Origin of the sequence: Acinetobacter corruptisaponis (genome assembly GCF_030053775.1) — a bacterium.
Classification (GTDB): domain Bacteria; phylum Pseudomonadota; class Gammaproteobacteria; order Pseudomonadales; family Moraxellaceae; genus Acinetobacter; species Acinetobacter corruptisaponis.
Genome location: NZ_CP125669.1, coordinates 3,124,461 through 3,141,746 on the forward strand (window position 1 = coordinate 3,124,461; position 17,286 = coordinate 3,141,746).

At 41.0% G+C, this 17,286-nt stretch carries 15 protein-coding genes; 9 read left to right on the plus strand and 6 right to left on the minus strand.

The window, feature by feature from the left end:
* The first annotated feature begins 8 nt into the window (after positions 1 to 8).
* The 5 genes from QLH32_RS14875 (at position 9) to QLH32_RS14895 (ending at position 8,092) form a co-directional block, all read left to right on the plus strand.
* Complete coding sequence (locus QLH32_RS14875) at positions 9 to 794, plus strand: hypothetical protein (RefSeq protein ID WP_283266827.1); 786 nt, start codon at positions 9 to 11, stop codon at positions 792 to 794.
* 23 nt (positions 795 to 817) lie between these two features.
* Positions 818 to 3,298 carry a DUF6160 family protein gene (locus QLH32_RS14880; RefSeq protein WP_283266828.1) on the plus strand — a complete coding sequence of 827 codons (2,481 nt, stop codon included), beginning with the start codon at positions 818 to 820 and terminating at the stop codon, positions 3,296 to 3,298.
* Between the two features lie 19 nt (positions 3,299 to 3,317).
* On the plus strand, positions 3,318 to 5,303 hold the full coding sequence (locus QLH32_RS14885; RefSeq protein WP_283266829.1) for a hypothetical protein: 1,986 nt from the start codon (positions 3,318 to 3,320) through the stop codon (positions 5,301 to 5,303).
* 168 nt (positions 5,304 to 5,471) lie between these two features.
* Positions 5,472 to 6,905: a hypothetical protein gene (locus QLH32_RS14890; protein WP_283266831.1), complete on the plus strand. Its 1,434-nt coding sequence runs from the start codon at positions 5,472 to 5,474 to the stop codon at positions 6,903 to 6,905.
* A 140-nt stretch (positions 6,906 to 7,045) separates the two neighbouring features.
* Positions 7,046 to 8,092: a pilus assembly protein FilA gene (locus QLH32_RS14895; RefSeq protein WP_267980126.1), complete on the plus strand. Its 1,047-nt coding sequence runs from the start codon at positions 7,046 to 7,048 to the stop codon at positions 8,090 to 8,092.
* Between the two features lie 176 nt (positions 8,093 to 8,268).
* Here QLH32_RS14895 and QLH32_RS14900 read toward each other — a convergent pair whose 3' ends face one another.
* Both QLH32_RS14900 and QLH32_RS14905 read right to left on the minus strand, forming a co-directional pair.
* Entirely contained in the window at positions 8,269 to 9,195 is a 927-nt protein-coding gene (locus QLH32_RS14900; protein ID WP_283266833.1) for a tRNA dihydrouridine synthase, read from the minus strand.
* Positions 9,196 to 9,272: 77 nt separating this feature from the next.
* Entirely contained in the window at positions 9,273 to 10,082 is an 810-nt protein-coding gene (locus QLH32_RS14905; protein ID WP_283266834.1) for a cytochrome C assembly family protein, read from the minus strand.
* A 147-nt stretch (positions 10,083 to 10,229) separates the two neighbouring features.
* Here QLH32_RS14905 and ffh point away from each other — a divergent pair, with 147 nt between their 5' ends.
* Both ffh and QLH32_RS14915 read left to right on the plus strand, forming a co-directional pair.
* Positions 10,230 to 11,636, plus strand: coding sequence for a signal recognition particle protein (gene ffh, locus QLH32_RS14910; RefSeq protein ID WP_279959494.1), 1,407 nt, complete (start codon positions 10,230 to 10,232; stop codon positions 11,634 to 11,636).
* Between the two features lie 159 nt (positions 11,637 to 11,795).
* On the plus strand, positions 11,796 to 12,383 hold the full coding sequence (locus tag QLH32_RS14915) for an RBBP9/YdeN family alpha/beta hydrolase (protein WP_283266835.1): 588 nt from the start codon (positions 11,796 to 11,798) through the stop codon (positions 12,381 to 12,383).
* Here QLH32_RS14915 and QLH32_RS14920 read toward each other — a convergent pair.
* Together QLH32_RS14920 and QLH32_RS14925 are read right to left on the minus strand one after the other, a co-directional pair.
* Positions 12,353 to 13,096, minus strand: a complete 744-nt coding sequence (locus tag QLH32_RS14920; RefSeq protein WP_267980131.1) for a pantothenate kinase — start codon at positions 13,094 to 13,096, stop codon at positions 12,353 to 12,355. The genes QLH32_RS14915 and QLH32_RS14920 overlap by 31 nt on opposite strands.
* A 14-nt stretch (positions 13,097 to 13,110) precedes the next feature.
* On the minus strand, positions 13,111 to 13,887 hold the full coding sequence (locus QLH32_RS14925; protein WP_267980132.1) for a biotin--[acetyl-CoA-carboxylase] ligase: 777 nt from the start codon (positions 13,885 to 13,887) through the stop codon (positions 13,111 to 13,113).
* Between the two features lie 6 nt (positions 13,888 to 13,893).
* Here QLH32_RS14925 and QLH32_RS14930 point away from each other — a divergent pair, with 6 nt between their 5' ends.
* Complete coding sequence (locus QLH32_RS14930) at positions 13,894 to 14,694, plus strand: sulfite exporter TauE/SafE family protein (RefSeq protein ID WP_267980133.1); 801 nt, start codon at positions 13,894 to 13,896, stop codon at positions 14,692 to 14,694.
* Between the two features lie 5 nt (positions 14,695 to 14,699).
* Here the strand turns inward: QLH32_RS14930 and QLH32_RS14935 are convergent, their stop codons facing one another.
* Both QLH32_RS14935 and QLH32_RS14940 read right to left on the minus strand, forming a co-directional pair.
* The gene (locus QLH32_RS14935) at positions 14,700 to 15,242 is read right to left on the minus strand and encodes a GTP-binding protein (protein WP_267980134.1); all 543 of its coding nucleotides are present in this window, start codon (positions 15,240 to 15,242) and stop codon (positions 14,700 to 14,702) included.
* 14 nt (positions 15,243 to 15,256) lie between these two features.
* Entirely contained in the window at positions 15,257 to 16,234 is a 978-nt protein-coding gene (locus tag QLH32_RS14940; RefSeq protein WP_267980135.1) for a hypothetical protein, read from the minus strand.
* A gap of 347 nt (positions 16,235 to 16,581) precedes the next feature.
* Between QLH32_RS14940 and QLH32_RS14945 the strand changes: the two genes are divergently transcribed.
* The gene (locus tag QLH32_RS14945; protein WP_267980136.1) at positions 16,582 to 17,277 is read left to right on the plus strand and encodes a GntR family transcriptional regulator; all 696 of its coding nucleotides are present in this window, start codon (positions 16,582 to 16,584) and stop codon (positions 17,275 to 17,277) included.
* The last annotated feature ends 9 nt before the right edge of the window (positions 17,278 to 17,286 follow it).

Below are 17,286 nucleotides of genomic sequence, written 5' to 3' on the forward strand. Positions count from 1 at the left end.
CGAATGTGATGAAAAAATATCAACCGCTATTTGCTCTATGTGTTGCATTGACGACAACGTCCAGTTTTGCTGAGCTTAATGGCTTAACCGATACTGAGTTGCAAACCATGGTGGGTCAAGCGGGTGCAGACTTAAATATTGCACTGAACCTGAATCAAACCCCTGTAACTGGTATAGTAAGCAATACCTTGCTTGCTATGTACGACCCCGCACGTACTCCCCAATTTGACACCTCGCTCTGTTTATCGAATAAATTAGAATTTTGTCGTTTAGCGATTGCACTGAATAATCGTTCAGTTGATACAAGTGTTGTTGGAGGGGTAACAGTCTATACCTCACGTGGTGATAATGCGGGTAAAAAGCAATGGATTACTTTCAAAGGTATACAGGGAACCATTAATATTCCTAAACTTGGGATAGATGGTGAGGATGTAACATTTACTAAAGTCGGTGGAGGTCTATTGACCAAACCAGCACTCAAGTTTAGTTTTGACCCTAAAATCCCGATTGAAATCCGTAATCTGGGCTTCCAGTCACTTGCAATTGAAAATGATGGCACTGCAAATCTTGATGCCAGTTCAGACCCTGCGGTATCAAATACTTCTGACCGAGGTTATTTAAATAATACTAAGTATACAAATAGCGATGGTGCATTTGATGCCAATAATCCAAACTATAGTTCTCAGGTGGGACGTGAAAAGGGTTTTTTAGGTGTGAATATGAACGCCAATTTATCTTTAACAGGTACAATTAAAATGTTTAGTTGTGCAGGTGGTACGCATCCGCGTTGTTAAAACAAAAATAAGGGAACTTAAAAATGAAAAGGAAGTCTGTAAATACTCGATATTTTGTTTTAACAGCTTTGGCAAGTGGTATTTTACTTTCACAAAGTGTCTATGCTTTGCAAGAGCTACAGGACAATGCCTTAAGTCAAGTCAATGGCCAGGATGGTTTATATATACAGACTGAATATAAACAAATGGATTTTGATCAGTTGTATTGGCAAGATAAAGCGGGAACACCTACAGCAGGCATAAATGAACCAGATTTAAGGGCAACAGCGAATGGAGTGCAAATTCGTAAAAATACGACATATAAAGATGGAAACTATAAATTAGGCACAAATTATAAAATTCAAACAGGAACCACGGGCTCAACTGTAGGATTAGATTTTGAAATAGAAACTATGCCGTCTACTATTTCAGTAAAGGGCTTCAAGGTCTGTAATGAAACTGCGGGTACATGTGATCCACTCATTGGTAATGTTGCAATCCAGACAGATTCACCACAATATATTCATTTTCAGACTAAAAATGGTTTATTTGACCCAAACTCTCAATCAGATCTACGTTTAAGTTTACAGAATTTAAATATGTATATCGGTTTGAGTAATAATGTAACCAACTATTATAACCAACTTATTTTAAAAAACTTTAATTTCAATTTTTTGGGAAAGGGGGTCATGTATGTTGACCCAACCAAAGGGCTGATGTTGCAAACTAATAGTGTCAAGGATGTAAATGGTGTTGATGTTTCACCTGCAAGCTTGAATCAGACTCCAAATGATACGCATGGTTACATTGATTTTACTCGTGTACCCATTCCAAATATAAATGCAAGCCAAAGTGCCAATGCAACCTATAAAGATACAGATGGTATTGCTACCAGTTCAGGTTTAAATATTGAGCTGATGACTAAAAAATCAGCTTATGTTGACCCAACTAACCCAGTCTATACGTTGGCTACTGATACAAGCACTTCAGACAATGCTGCCAAAGGACTTATTCGAGTGGGCGCAAGTGGTCGTATGGTCAACAGCTATTTACAAATTCGTGGTGTAGATACCAAGAACCAGAATCAGGCTAAAAATATTTTAGGCTATGCCACCAATACTGATAATGGTGATCCAAGTACAACAACCAATACCAATGGTACAGGTACAGTTTTGGGGTCTACAGGTATAGGCGTGCGTTTGCATGGTGAATTTACCAATGATGGGGATGGAATGCTTGGGGCACAACTTGGAACAACAGGTGACCCGACCACCCTGGAGATTGGGGGGGCTGGTGCAAATACCTTTGGTTTTGAATTTAGTAGGCTGAGCCCACTTATGTCAAACTCACTACAACGTGCCTATTTTGATAGTGGTGATGTTTACTTGGGACTAGCCAGTACCCGACATTTACTTTTACCAGAAAACACTGTATTGAATAATGCTCGTTTAGGTGGAGCTAGTGGTACTTTAACCACAGCTGCGGACTATAAGCAGCAAATTGCCGATACCATCACACCTAACAGTTTGGTGGTTGCCATTCGTGGTAGTGATTTCCAGACAGTTTCAAAACGTGGTCGGTTTACCTCAAGTGCTGGGGTTTCACTAACAAATGCTATTGGTAAGGATGATGGAAAAACCAATAGCTGGGGTTTAGGTCTGCCTTTCTATAATCTGAACAGTAATATTGCAGTTTATTCAACTAAATATACGGGTGAAGTCTTTGGTTTAAATAATACGACCAATGCTGTGACTAAGGCAAATGTAACCAATACGGATCGTTTGGGGCTGGCAATTGGTTTAAGTGTGCAGGGTCGCAATGATGATGGAACCAAAACCACCTCGATTATGGTGGTGGATGCCAGTCGGAACTATTATATTGGTCTACGTAATATTGATATGCTATTACGTGGTTATGGCAGTATGGGCTTTGAGAATGGCAACGTCAATGTTACGCTTAAAGACTTGCTTATGGTTATGGCAGCTGAAATTGCAGGTGGTTATTTACCAAGCTATAAAGATCCTACTAAGACAGGAACGGATCTGAATGTCTTGAGCAATATTAATAACCCCTTTAATGCCAAAGATGATGTTTTATTTGGATTAAAACTCAAAATGTTGGGTGATATGAACTTTAGTTTGGTTCCGAATAATGAAATTACTGCGAATAATAACGCAGTTTTATCTATAGTTGGACGTTACCTGCTAAAAGAAGGAGCAATTCAACTGAGTGATCCTGTTGATGAATCTATGATAGGTTTAGATAATATTTCGGGCCTCATTCAGTTTAATAACGCGATTGCGATACAAAAAGATACTGTAAGCTTTAACTATGGTTTTACTATTAATCCAGATCGTGAAGCGGAAAATGTACTACGGGTTAGAGACTTGAATTTGTATCCAAAATTAACGGAGACTGCAACTGCAACAACAGGACAGCGTTTGGGTGAAATGGTAATGACAGGAGGACGTATTAATGCCAATATGGCAATTACTCCTCGTAATGGTGCGTTCCAGCTCAAATAAAATATAAAGGATGATCATAATGAAAAAATACGGAATATTAAGTACTTTGACCCTGAGTATTTTAGCGGTGCAGAGCTTTGCAGCCTCCAACCTGCATAGTCTGGATGATGATCAAATGCGACAGGCAACTGGGCAGGCATTACTATATATGGGAACAACACTTGGTACAGATATTGACCCTGACTATAAAAATAAATATGGCGGTGGAACAAGTGACTTTAACTTCTATAAAATGGGGTTACAGGCCGATCTGGAAATTAATGCCAATATTAAAAAACTACAACTTGGTTGTGGTGGAGTCAATGGTGCAGGGGGCTGTGACATTGATATTGAAAATCTCGCCCTTTCTGGTGTACCTACTCAGGTAAAAAGTGATGGGACGCCAGTGTGGAATTATACTGGTGCAACTGATAGTTCAGGTGCATTAATAAATGAACGAGCGTCCAGTGATGCTATCTTGCGTAATCCCTTTATCGAATTTGCTATTAAAAATCCGAATGATCTAGCAACTCGTGAAATGGCGGGGGTACGTTTAAGTGCGGAAGGTATTAAAGGTTATATGACCGCAGGGACGTATAACGATACAGCAACCTCTACCCTGAATCAGGGCGGGATTAATACCTTTAGTGGTTATATTATTGTTGACCAGACTGCTGCAAGTGCCAAAACACAGGCTGCAAAGTTTGGTTTAACTGAGGATCAGAAGATCTATGTACCAGTCTATGCCGCATTGGATTGGTCTTTTATTGCATCACTTCAAGCAAGACGAACTGCATATACAGATGTCAGTGCAATGGGTTCATCAAAACCTAGTGATAAAGGTGTAAGTGCCTCCACTTTAACATCGGATACCTGGGGTATTAATATTGCATCCTTGGCAGTTAATTTCCAATTTCCACAAACTGTGGTAACAGGCAATCGTATGTCACAGCTAAATTTAAAAGTGGATAATGTACCAATTAATCCAATTGTGGTTTCAGCAAAGGACGGACCAATTTATGTGGCTATGGATCAGTCCATTGTTACAGGGGGGCTGGCAAGCATAATTGGGTTAAATGAGGTAAAAAATGCGACCTTTTTTATGGGGTTGGCAGATACCTATTCATGGACTGTTGTGGACCCAACAGCAACAAGAGCTGATGGCACTAAACCTTATGATGATTTAACAACTGCACAAAAGGCAGATAACTTAACCCTTGCTAGGGATTTATATAATAACAACGCAACCATTAAAGCAGCAGCGAATAGTTTAGCGAATGGTGGGACCCCTACAGATATAATGAAACAGACAGCTGCCAATAATTATATGGGATGTATGAAAGGTGGAGCTATGGCAACTGGCTCATGTACCACTATTGACAATTTGTATGCCAACGTTGCAGTACAGCAAAACTTTACCCGTATGCATAACTTACCAATTGCCAAAGCAGTAAAAGATGCAAGCGGTAAAATAACAGGTTATGATTTTAACAAAGGCTTTTATTTATCACTACAAAACCAGAAATTACGTTGGCCTGGCAGTAATAGTGATGATATTGCCCAGCCTGGTTGGTGGATGTCATTTTCTGAACCTTTAAACTTTGGTAAACTGGAAGTTCAGAAAGAAATTCCAATGAGTGATGTATTGCCACAGGTCGCGACCTTTATTACAAACTTCTTCTCGATTCAGGATCAAGATGCTAGTGGGAATCCATTATATGCTGTGAGTACAGGTAGTGGTATTACCAAGACCGCATCTGATGGCTCAGGCGATAGTATTTCAATGGATTATAAGTCAACGACAACCAATCCAAATGCAGCTAATGTTGTGGGTGCAGTTCCTAAAAATCAGGTGTTATTGGGAAATTCAGGGGCACAAAAAGCAGCGCAGGGTTTACCATTGTATGTACCATTGGGTAGTATTGATATCAAAGGTGTACCTGCTGTGATGCAACTTTCTGATTTGCCTTTGTCAAACTATCAGGCAGTTGTACCCAACTGTTATGGTGGATTAAAGTTCTGCTAATTTGAAATTATTTAAAAAGCGACTTCGGTCGCTTTTTAATTTTTAGGGTAGCTTTCAGCCAATAAATTAAAAAATCGTAGTAAAAAGCCAGTTTTTACAAAAAAATGAATTAAAACTTAAAAATAACCATTAAACTTAATAAAAATTCAGTGATGTAAGGATATTTCAGTGAGTAAACAAATAACCTCCCAAGCCATGATTGTTTCGGTTATGTTAGCCCTTGGTGGTTGTGGTGGTGGAGGCAGTGGTTCTTCGACACCTACGCCGACTCCAACACCTACGCCGACTCCAACACCTACGCCAACTCCAACACCTACGCCGACTCCAACACCTACGCCGACTCCAACACCTACCCCAACTCCGACGCAAAGTGCTCCCTGTCAGGTGAGTCTTGAACAATGGAAACAGTTGGCAATGGATGACAGTATTGAACAGACCAATAGTAAACTTAATTGTAACGGTTTCTTTTCTTCAGCAAATACTGATATAAGTTCACAAACAGAAACATATTTATGGGGCAATAATTTAGATGAACCTACAATTCTTGTACAAACCAATCAAGGAAAGTTGGTCTATAAGATGTATTTCCCATTAAAAACAGATACTTCAAGTTGTATGCCTGAAAAGAAATTTATAGATCAACTGAATTTTGAACAAACTTTGGATGATATTGAGAAACAATCAAGTTGCCGTGGAATTTATCAATATAGTATTGTTACAAAAGATCGTTCAATTTCATCTTATTTATGGCAAGATAAAAATAGCCAAGACACCTTAACAATCATATTTGATCAAGATAATAATAAACTTCTTGAAAAATATTATAATAAAGCAGCACCAACCATAAATACCTGTATACCTTTACATACAAATTGGGAAAGTATCACTGTAAATGATGCCTATGAGGATGTTAAGACTAAAATGGGTTGTGATGGAATATTGACTTCAACACAAGATTATAATGGGATTTCTAATACAATAAGAGAATGGGGGCAACAAGATAACAGTACCCTGAATCATGCCACATTAGCATTCCGTAATAATTTACTTGTATCAAAAACACTGGTTTTTAAAGATGCTTTATCTGCCTGTATCCCTACTTTTGAACAACTGCAAGAATTAAAATTTGACAGTTCTTATGAGGAAGCTCAGTCTACAATGAAATGTAGTGGTGTTCTACAAATGTTGTACAATGCGAGTGAAAAAGAAGATCAAGAACAATCTTTGTATACATGGAAAGATTTCTTTTCAAAAGATGTGAATGATACGGAGGATATACCACTTGGAGCTGTTACACATCAATTGCTTTTTGTGGGAGGAAAACTTAAAACTAAATCTTATGTGAATAATGTACAACCTTATTCAAATTGTATGCCAACTAAGGTGAGGTTTGACCAAATTAATTTAAGAGAAGACTGGAATATTGATAAAAATGTAAATGCGATGGGCTGTCCTGCAGTGCTAAGCTCTGTTTCTCAAAGCGCTACAGGTAGCCAAAAGCAATATTCTTGGGGGGCAACAGCATCAACTTATGCCTATGTAACTGTAGATAGTGATGGAAAAATTGTACAAAAATATATTAGCTTTACGCCATCTAAATAAGTGTTTCTCCCAGTTATTTGGACTTTAAATAACTGGGATTAACGAGATTTAATGACGCATGATCGCTTTTATTTTGTGATTTTCCTAAATTATGTTAACCTAGCGTACATATTTTAAACATTTGTCTATGGATTCGGGCAATGCAAAAAAACAAAAAAATAGGATGTATATCCCTGCTGTTGTTTAGTCCACTAACAATGGCAATGCAACCACTGGATGATCAAACCCTTGCTAAGGCAACAGCTCAGGATGGTTTGAATGTTGGCATAAATGTTTCAAAAATTGACTTTAACCAGTTGGCATTGATTAACAGTAATAATACAACATATGCCAATAAGTCTGCATTGGTTATGGCCGCGAGTCCTGGAGCTGCATCTTCAGCCATTGGAGTGGATTTCGTTAGAACTTTTAATGCAGATGGAACCATACTGGGTAATTCATCACAATTGCTACAAGCAGTCATAGATACAGATGCAGGTAAAATGAGTACAGGTGGTGCATTTGCCAATATTGCGGTAACTTTGGGAAGTGATGTCAACGGCATGCGTATACGTCCGCTTTCAGTTTATTTAGTACCTGACAATGTTGATGCAATTTCTTCATTAACACCTACTTATACACAAAAGTCCATTTTTAGTTCTGGTACTACACTGAAATCCAATATCAAGGAATTATTACGTACTGATAATATTGATATTAAGTTTGTAGCAGTGAATAAACCAACCATGAATATCCAGCTTGGAGCTTCACCGCAAGGGCATATGGTAGTATTTGGTGGTGCAATAGACTCTATTTGTGGTGCAACAGCACTCAATCCTGATGGTTGTTCTATTAATCTAGTTTCAGGGACAACAGGGGCTAAATTTAAGTTACAAATGACAGGAATGGGAACAAGTGGTTTTTCTTTAAATGGTTTTCATGCAGGAATTGAAAATGAAGCAACAAATGGCACTGTAACGGTTCCAGGAGGCTTTGTATTTGGGAATTTTGATCGTGCCTGTGCAACCGACTCTACAAAATGTTTGACTTCTGATAAGTTTAATTTATCTTTAAATAATGTTCAGTTGGGTGAGTTAGGAAATACAAATACGGATGTGTTTAATGGGTTGCCAAATGGTTCTATGGGTAACTGGGGTATCAAAGGCGCTTCCATTACTGATTTCAAAATGAAAGTTAGTGGGCTATAGGTATTCCTAATTATTGTTGGTTTTCCAAAGCGACTTCGGTCGCTTTTTTTACTTATAGAAATGTTCTAAATTGTAGAGATTCTCATTTTAAAATGAATGTACCTTTAAGAATATTAAAAAAACTCTTAGTAGAGAAATAATGATATTGGGAAGAATAGTAAAATTAACTTAATAGGTTAAATTGTTAAGCATTCGATAATCTGTTCAAGTTGTTTAAGTTTTTTGACTTGATCCCAAAGCGCTTGCGCTTCTGGATAGGCCTTGGTCATCATACCCAGCCATTGTTTATAACGCCCAATCATTCCAACCTCGGTCTTAAATTGACCGCTTAAAAAGCGCTGTTGCAACTCAACCAGATCCTGCCACGACAAAACAGCTTGATCCTTATTCTGACGGATACATAAGGTTAAATCTGGTGTTGTGACTGCACCACGTCCAATCATCAAATCTTGACAATGTGATTGTTGTAAGCATGCTTTGGCATCTGCATTATTCCAGATTTCACCATTGGCAATGACATTGATTTTTAGTGCTTCAGTAATTGGCTGAATTTTTTCCCAGTAGGCGGGCGGGGTATAACCATCGGCTTTGGTTCGTGCATGCACTGTTAGCCAGCTTGCGCCAGCATCTTCTATGGCATGTGCATTATCAAGGGTGTGGTTCTCGTCTAAATAACCAAGGCGCATTTTTGCTGAAACGGGAATATGTGCAGGCACAGCATCACGAACAGCTTTTACCAGTTGATGTACTGTTTCTGGCTCATCCAGTAAGACAGAACCACCACGATGACGGTTGACCGTTTTGGCAGGACAACCAAAATTGAGATCAATTGCAGGTGCGCCCAGTTCCACAACTTTCGCGGCATTGGCGGCCAACATCTCTGGATTGTTTCCAAGAAACTGTACATGCACAGGTGTACCTGCTGCGGTTTTGCCATCAGTTTTTAATTCTGGGCAGAAGCCATAATACACATGGTCTGGCAAAATACTCTCGGTAATACGAATAAACTCGGTCACGCACCAATCAAAACTGCCAACATGGGTGAGCACATCACGCATGATTGGATCAGTCAGACCTTCCATTGGGGCGAGTATAAGTTTCACGATCATTACCTAGTAGAGCAAAAGCAGCGTTATACGCATTTTAAGATAGGCTGTCCAGTGTTTTAGGATGCCTGGGTTTAGCGGCCTAAAATCATTTCCAGAACAAATTTGCTGCCTATAAAACCAATTGCAAGCAACACAAAACCTGTAATGGTAAAGCGAATCGCCTTGCGTCCACGCCAGCCAAATTTGTAGTGTCCAATCAGTAATGCTCCATAGAGGAACCAAGATACAATGCTAAAAGCTGTTTTATGTGCAAGGTGCTGGGCAAAGAAATTGTCAATGGTAAAGAAACCAAACAGCAAAGCTGCTGTGAGTAGCCCAAAACCTGTGATGATCAAGTCAAATAGGAGGGATTCCATGATTTGAAAAGGAGGTAAGAGGTTGACCCAAATGCGTTTTTTTTGTTTCTTTTTCAGTTCCCTGTCCTGAAACCAGAGCAGTACCGCCTGAATGGTTGCCATTAACAAAACAGCATAGGCGGAAAGGGATAAAATAATGTGTAAATCCAGTCCAACAGAATGTCGTTCAATCACCTGATTGGTTTGACTAAATGCATATCCCAGAATCAGGCCAACTGCGGCAACTGGCGTGCCAATCAGGTTTAATGGCAAGATTGGACGGAGTAAGCTCAGGATTAGACTGAGCGCCAGCATTAGTCCTGAAGTAAAGGAAATCAGGTTAAATACATCATAATTTACTCCCATTGATGTCATCATGTCCCGATACAGTACAGCGCCGTGCAGGACCACTCCCAAGCTGACAACAAGACCATAGCACCAGAGATTTGGGGTACGTTTTGACATTAGGTGGATAAACAAATACCAAAAGGAACTGGTATATGCAACAAGTGCCAAAATTGTGTAAACCAAGGGGAGACTGATCATGTCAAACCTTTTTGAGGAGGATGAATAATATTCACCATATAAGATATAAATTCGCTTCGAACTACAGTATCCTATAGCATTCTATGCATAAATTTTCTATTTTAAGAAAGATTTTTTTGCAACTAGCCATTTTAAGCGGATTTCGCAATGTTTGATACCTTAACAGAACGACTCACACAGAGTTTAAGAAATGTTACTGGCTCAGGGCAGCTGACCGAAGACAATATTAAAGATACCTTACGTGAAGTACGTATGGCACTTCTTGAAGCCGATGTGGCGTTACCTGTAACTCGTGAGTTTATTGCGAAAGTTAAGGAAGAGGCGCTTGGGCAGGAAGTGATGACTCAGCTTTCCCCAGGTCAGGCATTTGTCAAGATTGTCTATGATGAACTCACCAAGATGATGGGTGAGGCCAACGAGACTTTAGATTTAAGCGCAAAGCCGCCTGTGGTGGTATTGCTTGCGGGGTTGCAGGGTGCAGGTAAGACCACCACTGCGGCGAAACTGGCACGCTTCTTAAAAGAACGTCAGAAGAAAAAAGTCATGACGGTTTCTGCTGACGTTTATCGTCCAGCGGCAATCAAGCAGTTGGAAACAGTCTCGAATGAAGTGGGTGTGGGCTTTATCCCATCACAGGCATCCGAGAAGCCAATTGATATTGTGAATCGTGCCATTGAACAAGCCAAAATCCAGTTTGCCGATGTGTTGATTGTCGATACCGCGGGTCGTCTGCATGTCGATGAAGACATGATGGATGAAATCAAGGAATTGCACGCTGCGGTTAAGCCAACAGAAACCCTGTTTGTTGTTGATGCGATGACAGGTCAGGATGCTGCCAATACAGCCAAAGCGTTTAATGATGCTTTAGCTTTAACGGGTGTGATCCTCACCAAAACAGATGGTGATGCACGAGGTGGTGCGGCATTGTCTGTGCGCGCCATTACAGGCAAGCCAATCAAGTTTTTGGGCATTGGTGAGAAACTGGATGCACTTGAGCCATTCCATCCAGATCGTGTTGCACAGCGTATTTTGGGCATGGGTGATGTGCTTTCTTTGGTCGAAGAAGTTGAACGCAAAATCGACAAAGAAAAAGCCGAAAAAATGGCGAAAAAACTGCAAAAAGGCGGAACTTTCAATTTTGAAGATATGCTGATGCAGTTTGAGCAAATGAGTAAAATGGGCGGTATGATGGGCTTTCTGGACAAGCTGCCAGGTATGAGCAATTCTGGTATCCAGGATGCGATTGCACAGGCGAACCCTGAAAAGCAGGTTAAGCGTATGGAAGCCATTATCCAGTCTATGACCGTTAAAGAACGCCGTAATCCAGACCTGATCAATGCCAGCCGTAAAAAGCGTATTGCCGCAGGCTGTGGTATGGATGTTGCCGAAGTGAATAAACTGATGAAGCAACAGGCGCAAATGGCAAAAATGATGAAGAAGTTTGCCAATCCATCAGGTATGAGCAAAATGTTGAAATCACTTGGCAATATGCAGAAACAGTTTGGTGGTGGCAATATGGGACCATTATTTGGCAACAATGAGCCAAAGAAATAATCGTTTCCAGTTTTGAAAAGGCGCTTAATGCGCCTTTTTGTTTTTTAGTTTAACTCAATGAATGTATAAATTTAATACAAAACATCAACATTAAATAAGATCCAAACATAAGAATATTGACGCTAAATATATGTTTTATATTGGAAAATATTGTTAATTATGTCACATTTTTCTAAAAATAAAGTGTTTATCATACATTGTGAACATGCCGATCCAGACCAGCATTGGTATGGCTGGCTGGAACAACAACTTAAAAATCTGAATGTGGCTGCTGAGCGTATTTTTTTAGCCGATGCAAGTCATCCTGACGCTGAAATCTGGCAAACCTGTTTAGAGGCGCAGCTCAAGGGTTTGGATGAGCAGAGTATCATCATTGCTCATGGGCTATCCTGTGTGGCAATGGCTCGGTTTCTGGCAAAGCGACTTAAGCAGCATAGCATTAAGGCAGGCATTTTTATTGCAGGTTTTAATGAGGCGATTTCCAAACATCCTGAATTTGACTCATTTCTGGGCCATTCGAAATTTGAGAGTCATGTTTTAAGGGCACATTTACAAACCCGACTGGTTTTCTTTTCCAGTAATGATCCTGTTGTACCTGTACCATTGACCTTTAAATTTTCACACTTGTTGGGCGCCCAACTGGTTGAGGTTGCACAGGCTGGGCATTTCCGTCAGGAAGATGGATATACCGAGTTTCCACAATTATTGCAGACGCTTCAAAGCCTGCTGAAAGTGGAATTAAGCTGAACATAATGTTTTAAACCCTTTAGCAATAAATCAGTTTCAACCTGCGGCTGGTAATGATCTAAAAATTTGGCAAACAAGTTGGCATCACCGCCTGTTAAGATCAGGTGTTTAGGGGAGTGCTGCATAATCTGGTCAATGGTGCTGATCAGGCCCAGCAGAATCCCATGATGGACAGCATCAACTGTGTTGTGTCCAGGCTTTAGGTTATCAAAAGCGGAATCAGGGATTTTAATGCCTTTGGTGTTTTGAATGAGTGAATCCCGTTGCAAATAGAGGTTTGGCAAAATATAGCCGCCTAAATGCTGTAATCCCTCAACTAGATCAATGGTCAATGCTGTACCACAGCCGATCACACAAAAGTTTTCGTTCGGTTTTGCCACTGCCAAGACCTGTAACCAACGGTCAATCCCAAGTTGGCTTGGCACATCATAGCCACATTGCAGGCCAGCATATTCTGCATGAACCTTTGCAAAGATAATCGGAATATCCAGAACAGCCAGAATCATTTGAATACGCTGATTGTTTTCTGCATCCAGCACTGAGGAAATACCCACCCGACTGAACTGTTGATGGCGAAAATGCTGGATCAGACCTAAGAGTAAATCTGCGGGAGACTGTAGATGAAGTTCAGCTGCGTGCTCAAGCACCTGATTATTTTCAGTGACCCAGTATTTTAGCCGTGTATTGCCAATATCAAGCCATAAACTTTTCATAGGATAAAGATTTCTCAAATTTCAGCCAGACGTAAGCGACCTTGATAAAACTGCTGTGTTTGATCAGTTTTAATGATGACAGCACCATCATTGGAGATACCCTGAAAACGTCCCTGAACCTTGCCTTGGGCATGTTCAAATTCCACCTGCTGATTTAGCCAAATGGCATGATGGTTAAAACGTTTGGCCAAGTTATAGCTCCCATGTTCAAACCATTGGGCTGCTTGCTGGATGGCGGTATATAGTTCTGCAATCAAGCTCAGACGCTCGATTTGATGCAAACCCAGCATATGCAATGAGGTGATGGGCTGGTCTGCATTCTCAACAGGTGGCGTGTTGAGATTGATTCCAACACCAACAATGGCTTGATTCGCGGAGAGTGGCTCTACCAAAATTCCGCCCCATTTGCCTTGAGGGCTATACAAGTCATTTGGCCATTTAACCTGTAGGTTTAAACCTTGCAAGCTTGGTATCTGTAGAATATTCAATGCAACTTCAAGAGCGAGGCGACCATCCAGTGCTGTCTTGCTTTGAATCAGTGTGCTTAAATAAACGTTCCCTTCAGGAGAGGCCCATTGTCGCTGGTGCTGACCACGACCCTGAGTCTGCTGCGCACTACATACCAAACCTGTCGTAATGCCTTTTTGTGCAATTTCACGCATATCATCATTGGTCGATGTGGTGGTGGTTTTTACTAAAACCACTTCGGGAAACTGGTTTTTTGTGTTGAGTAATTGCTGTAACTGGCGGGTTGCGAAATCATCCATCATTTTTACAAGTAGAGTGGTCATGTGTTTATGGAGTTAATCATATATTTGCTGATTGGTGCAATTGCTGGATTTACCGCAGGACTGTTTGGGGTCGGTGGTGGCCTAATTATTGTGCCAATTTTATATATTGTCTTTACTCAAATGAATTATGACCTGAATGTGATTATGCATGTTGCAGTTGGAACCTCTCTGGCGACCATTATTGTGACCTCAATCAGCTCGGTGATGGCACATCATAAAAAAGGTGCGGTGTTGTGGCAGGTGTTCCGTAATTTGGCGCCAGGATTGGTGCTGGGTTCATTTCTGGGGGCTGGAATTGCCGATCTTATGTCAGGCCAGCATTTACAACTGGTGATCGGTGTCTTTGCGGTGTGGATGGCGTATAAGATGTTTAGAGGCGCGCATGCGCTTGTTGATGCAAATCGTCATTTGCCATCAGCACCCTTGCAGTTTGCTGCGGGTGGGGGAATTGGGGTGGCTTCTGCCATTTTTGGGATTGGCGGTGGCAGTTTAACCGTGCCTTACCTGAACCGTCATGGTGTGGTGATGCAAAAGGCGGTGGCAACTTCGGCTGCCTGTGGTCTCCCGATCGCCGTGGCTGGGGCGTTAGGTTTTATGTGGTTTGGTGCCAAAGAGCAGATTGATGTTCCAAATACCATTGGCTATGTGCATATCTATGCTTTTCTTGGGATCAGCGTGATGAGTTTTATCACGGCTAAATTTGGTGCCAAAGTCGCACATCGCCTATCTCCCGCGATGTTGAAAAAATGCTTTGCAGGTTTGCTGGTGGTGGTTGGCTGTTATTTTATTTATAAAGGGCTGATGTAGGTCCTTTAATTCACCAGTCCATAATGCACTTCAATGTTTGCAATCAGGGTCTCCACCAAAAGCAATACATCATCCTGTTGCCGTGCATCGACAAAGAATAGTGGATAGTTTAGCTCTCTTGCCTTTAACCAATCTCGATAGATGGACAGGGTGCGTTCTGGTTTACGGTCAATATGGGTAATGGCAATCACAATATTGTTGCCAAAAGGCTGGAATGCCTGCACATACTGGTCTAGATCAATCAGTGGGTTTTCTGCGGCGTGGTCAATCATCACAATGGTTCCAATCGCGCCCTTGCAGATGACTGACCAGATAAAATCAAAACGGTCCTGTCCTGGCGTACCATATAAACCGACCTTGACGCCATCCTCCAGGGTCAGTTCACCATAATCAATGCCCACCGTGGTGAGTAGCTTTTCATGGGATTCGGTATCGGTATTCAGCGCTTCGGTACTCAGCACTTCAATTTCCGACAAGGCCTTGATGGCGGTGGATTTCCCCGAACCCATGGTTCCACCAAAGACAATTTTATATTGATGTAAAATCATAAATTCATCCCTGATCAAAAGCCTAAACGGTTGCGTAGGCGGCCAAACAGCTTTTTCATAAAATGTTGTTCAGTCTCATTTTGCTGGATTTGAGGGCTATATTTTGCTTCCCGATCCTTGATGAGTTTTCCGAAATTTGCTCCCAGGCAGGCAGCAACGAAATGTCTTACCTTTTGTTCAGAAAGATTTAGTTGGGCTGCAACGGTATCAATCTTTGCACCTTGGGCAAAACAGGCTGACATTCGCAAAATGTCCTGACGATCAATCCTGTTTTTTGGCTGTGGCCAAATATCAAGGTAAAAGCTGGATGCAAACTGTGGGCAGAGTCCCTCAAAATCCATAGATGTCCAAAGCAAATTCCATAGCCATTGTTTTAAATCCTGCTGGGGGGCCTCTGCAATCCAATGCTGATCGTTCTGAGTTGCATAGGTATAGTTCAAACTGGGATCGGTTTGTGATGAGGTGAATTCAGGGTTTTGCCACAACCATTCACTCCGCGGGTCGGCAATTGCCAATAAGCCATTATTATCAAATAACTGAATTTTTCCATTTCTCGGATTCTGGATTTCCTGTAGAACCTCCCTGATCTGTCTGCGGTGAAAGGTCTCGCCTACAGGTGGGGTGGCTGGTGCTTCTGTCGCTTCTGGAGTTGGTTGTGAACGTTCATTTAAATGATGGCTTAACCAGTGATGTAGTGAGTGGATATGGTTAAGTGGAAGATAGAGGGTATCATTTTCAATGGAACTGTTTTTGTCGACATCGTTGGCAATCTGAAGCACATTGATATTGCTGTTTTTAATCAGGCTTTTAATGTTGGGTGAATCGAAAAAGATATGATTGATCATTAAGATATCAAGCTGTGGTTCTGCAATGTTGCTCCAGTTCACCTGGACATGATTGGGAACCGCTGTCTGAATCTGTTCTTTTAATTCGTTCAATGTCCTGAGACTTAACCCAAAAATTGCGATATTGACAGCCTGATGAACACCCATGATGCTACTCATATAGAATTACTGAACACTTCAGTAAAATAATAAAATGTTGTTGTGTTAATAAAAATATTATTTTATGTGACTTGTATCAATAAAAATTTGATAAAATTTCAACTTTCAGATATATGGTTGTCGGGCAAAAAAGCAGATAAATGGCTGATATTAAAAATAGAAAAGATGGGTTTTATCTGTATGTTCAGGATCAAATCAGGTTTTTTTAGAACGATTGGCTTAAAAAGCAATAAAATTGTCAGACAATGATATAGAATTTATACAGCGAGATCAGTTAAAACAAAAAAGCGCAAACAGCATTGGACAATGCGTATAACAAAGATAGCGAGGGGCTCATGAATCTCGAAGAGGCTGATAGTCTTTCTGAACAGATTGCAAAATACATTAGTGAACAAATTATTAGCGGCGAGCTGGTTGAAGGCGAACGTATTCAGGAGCTGCGCATTGCGAAAGAGTTGGATGTCAGCCGTGGCTCTGTCCGTGAAGCATTGTTGTTGCTGGAACGTACTTATTTAATTGAAATTTTTCCACGCCGTGGCGCAATTGTCTCTGAAATGTCGGCCCAGCAGGTCAAGGCACTGTTTGACACCAATGTGATGGTGTTGGGGCATATTGTGCAGCGGATTAGTGAGACCTGGCGGGTCAATGAGGCGGAGCAGCTACAGGCCTTGTTAGACCAACTGGTGGAGTTTGTCCGTGCTGGGGATATTGAGAAGTTTTATGATGCCATCTTTAAATATCTGGCTGAACAGCACGAGATGGTGGCGAATCCCTACATGATGCAGTTCTACAAGGAACTGTTGCCATCGTTACGCCGTAGCTATTTTTTAACCTTAAACACCTCACGTCGCGAGCTACAGGAGTCGTTTACCCTGTTCAAGCTGGTGATTGATGCTATTTTGATCCGAAAATCACAACAAGCCGCTTTATTTATGGAAGATTTTTGTCGACACTTGCGCAACCTTGTGTTGGAATCTCTGACACGTATGAAACAGATTGAATTGGCTTGGGCAAGACGCTCACGCCGCTAATTTTTTAGG

Coding starts and splice junctions, on each gene's coding strand:
- QLH32_RS14875 (WP_283266827.1), top strand. CDS start 9: ATGAAAAAATATCAACCGCTATTTGCTCTATGTGTTGCATTGACGACA.
- QLH32_RS14880 (WP_283266828.1), top strand. CDS start 818: ATGAAAAGGAAGTCTGTAAATACTCGATATTTTGTTTTAACAGCTTTG.
- QLH32_RS14885 (WP_283266829.1), top strand. CDS start 3,318: ATGAAAAAATACGGAATATTAAGTACTTTGACCCTGAGTATTTTAGCG.
- QLH32_RS14895 (WP_267980126.1), top strand. CDS start 7,046: ATGCAAAAAAACAAAAAAATAGGATGTATATCCCTGCTGTTGTTTAGT.
- QLH32_RS14905 (WP_283266834.1), bottom strand. CDS start 10,082: ATGATCAGTCTCCCCTTGGTTTACACAATTTTGGCACTTGTTGCATAT.
- ffh (WP_279959494.1), top strand. CDS start 10,230: ATGTTTGATACCTTAACAGAACGACTCACACAGAGTTTAAGAAATGTT.
- QLH32_RS14915 (WP_283266835.1), top strand. CDS start 11,796: ATGTCACATTTTTCTAAAAATAAAGTGTTTATCATACATTGTGAACAT.
- QLH32_RS14920 (WP_267980131.1), bottom strand. CDS start 13,096: ATGAAAAGTTTATGGCTTGATATTGGCAATACACGGCTAAAATACTGG.
- QLH32_RS14925 (WP_267980132.1), bottom strand. CDS start 13,887: ATGACCACTCTACTTGTAAAAATGATGGATGATTTCGCAACCCGCCAG.
- QLH32_RS14930 (WP_267980133.1), top strand. CDS start 13,894: ATGGAGTTAATCATATATTTGCTGATTGGTGCAATTGCTGGATTTACC.
- QLH32_RS14935 (WP_267980134.1), bottom strand. CDS start 15,242: ATGATTTTACATCAATATAAAATTGTCTTTGGTGGAACCATGGGTTCG.
- QLH32_RS14940 (WP_267980135.1), bottom strand. CDS start 16,234: ATGGGTGTTCATCAGGCTGTCAATATCGCAATTTTTGGGTTAAGTCTC.
- QLH32_RS14945 (WP_267980136.1), top strand. CDS start 16,582: ATGAATCTCGAAGAGGCTGATAGTCTTTCTGAACAGATTGCAAAATAC.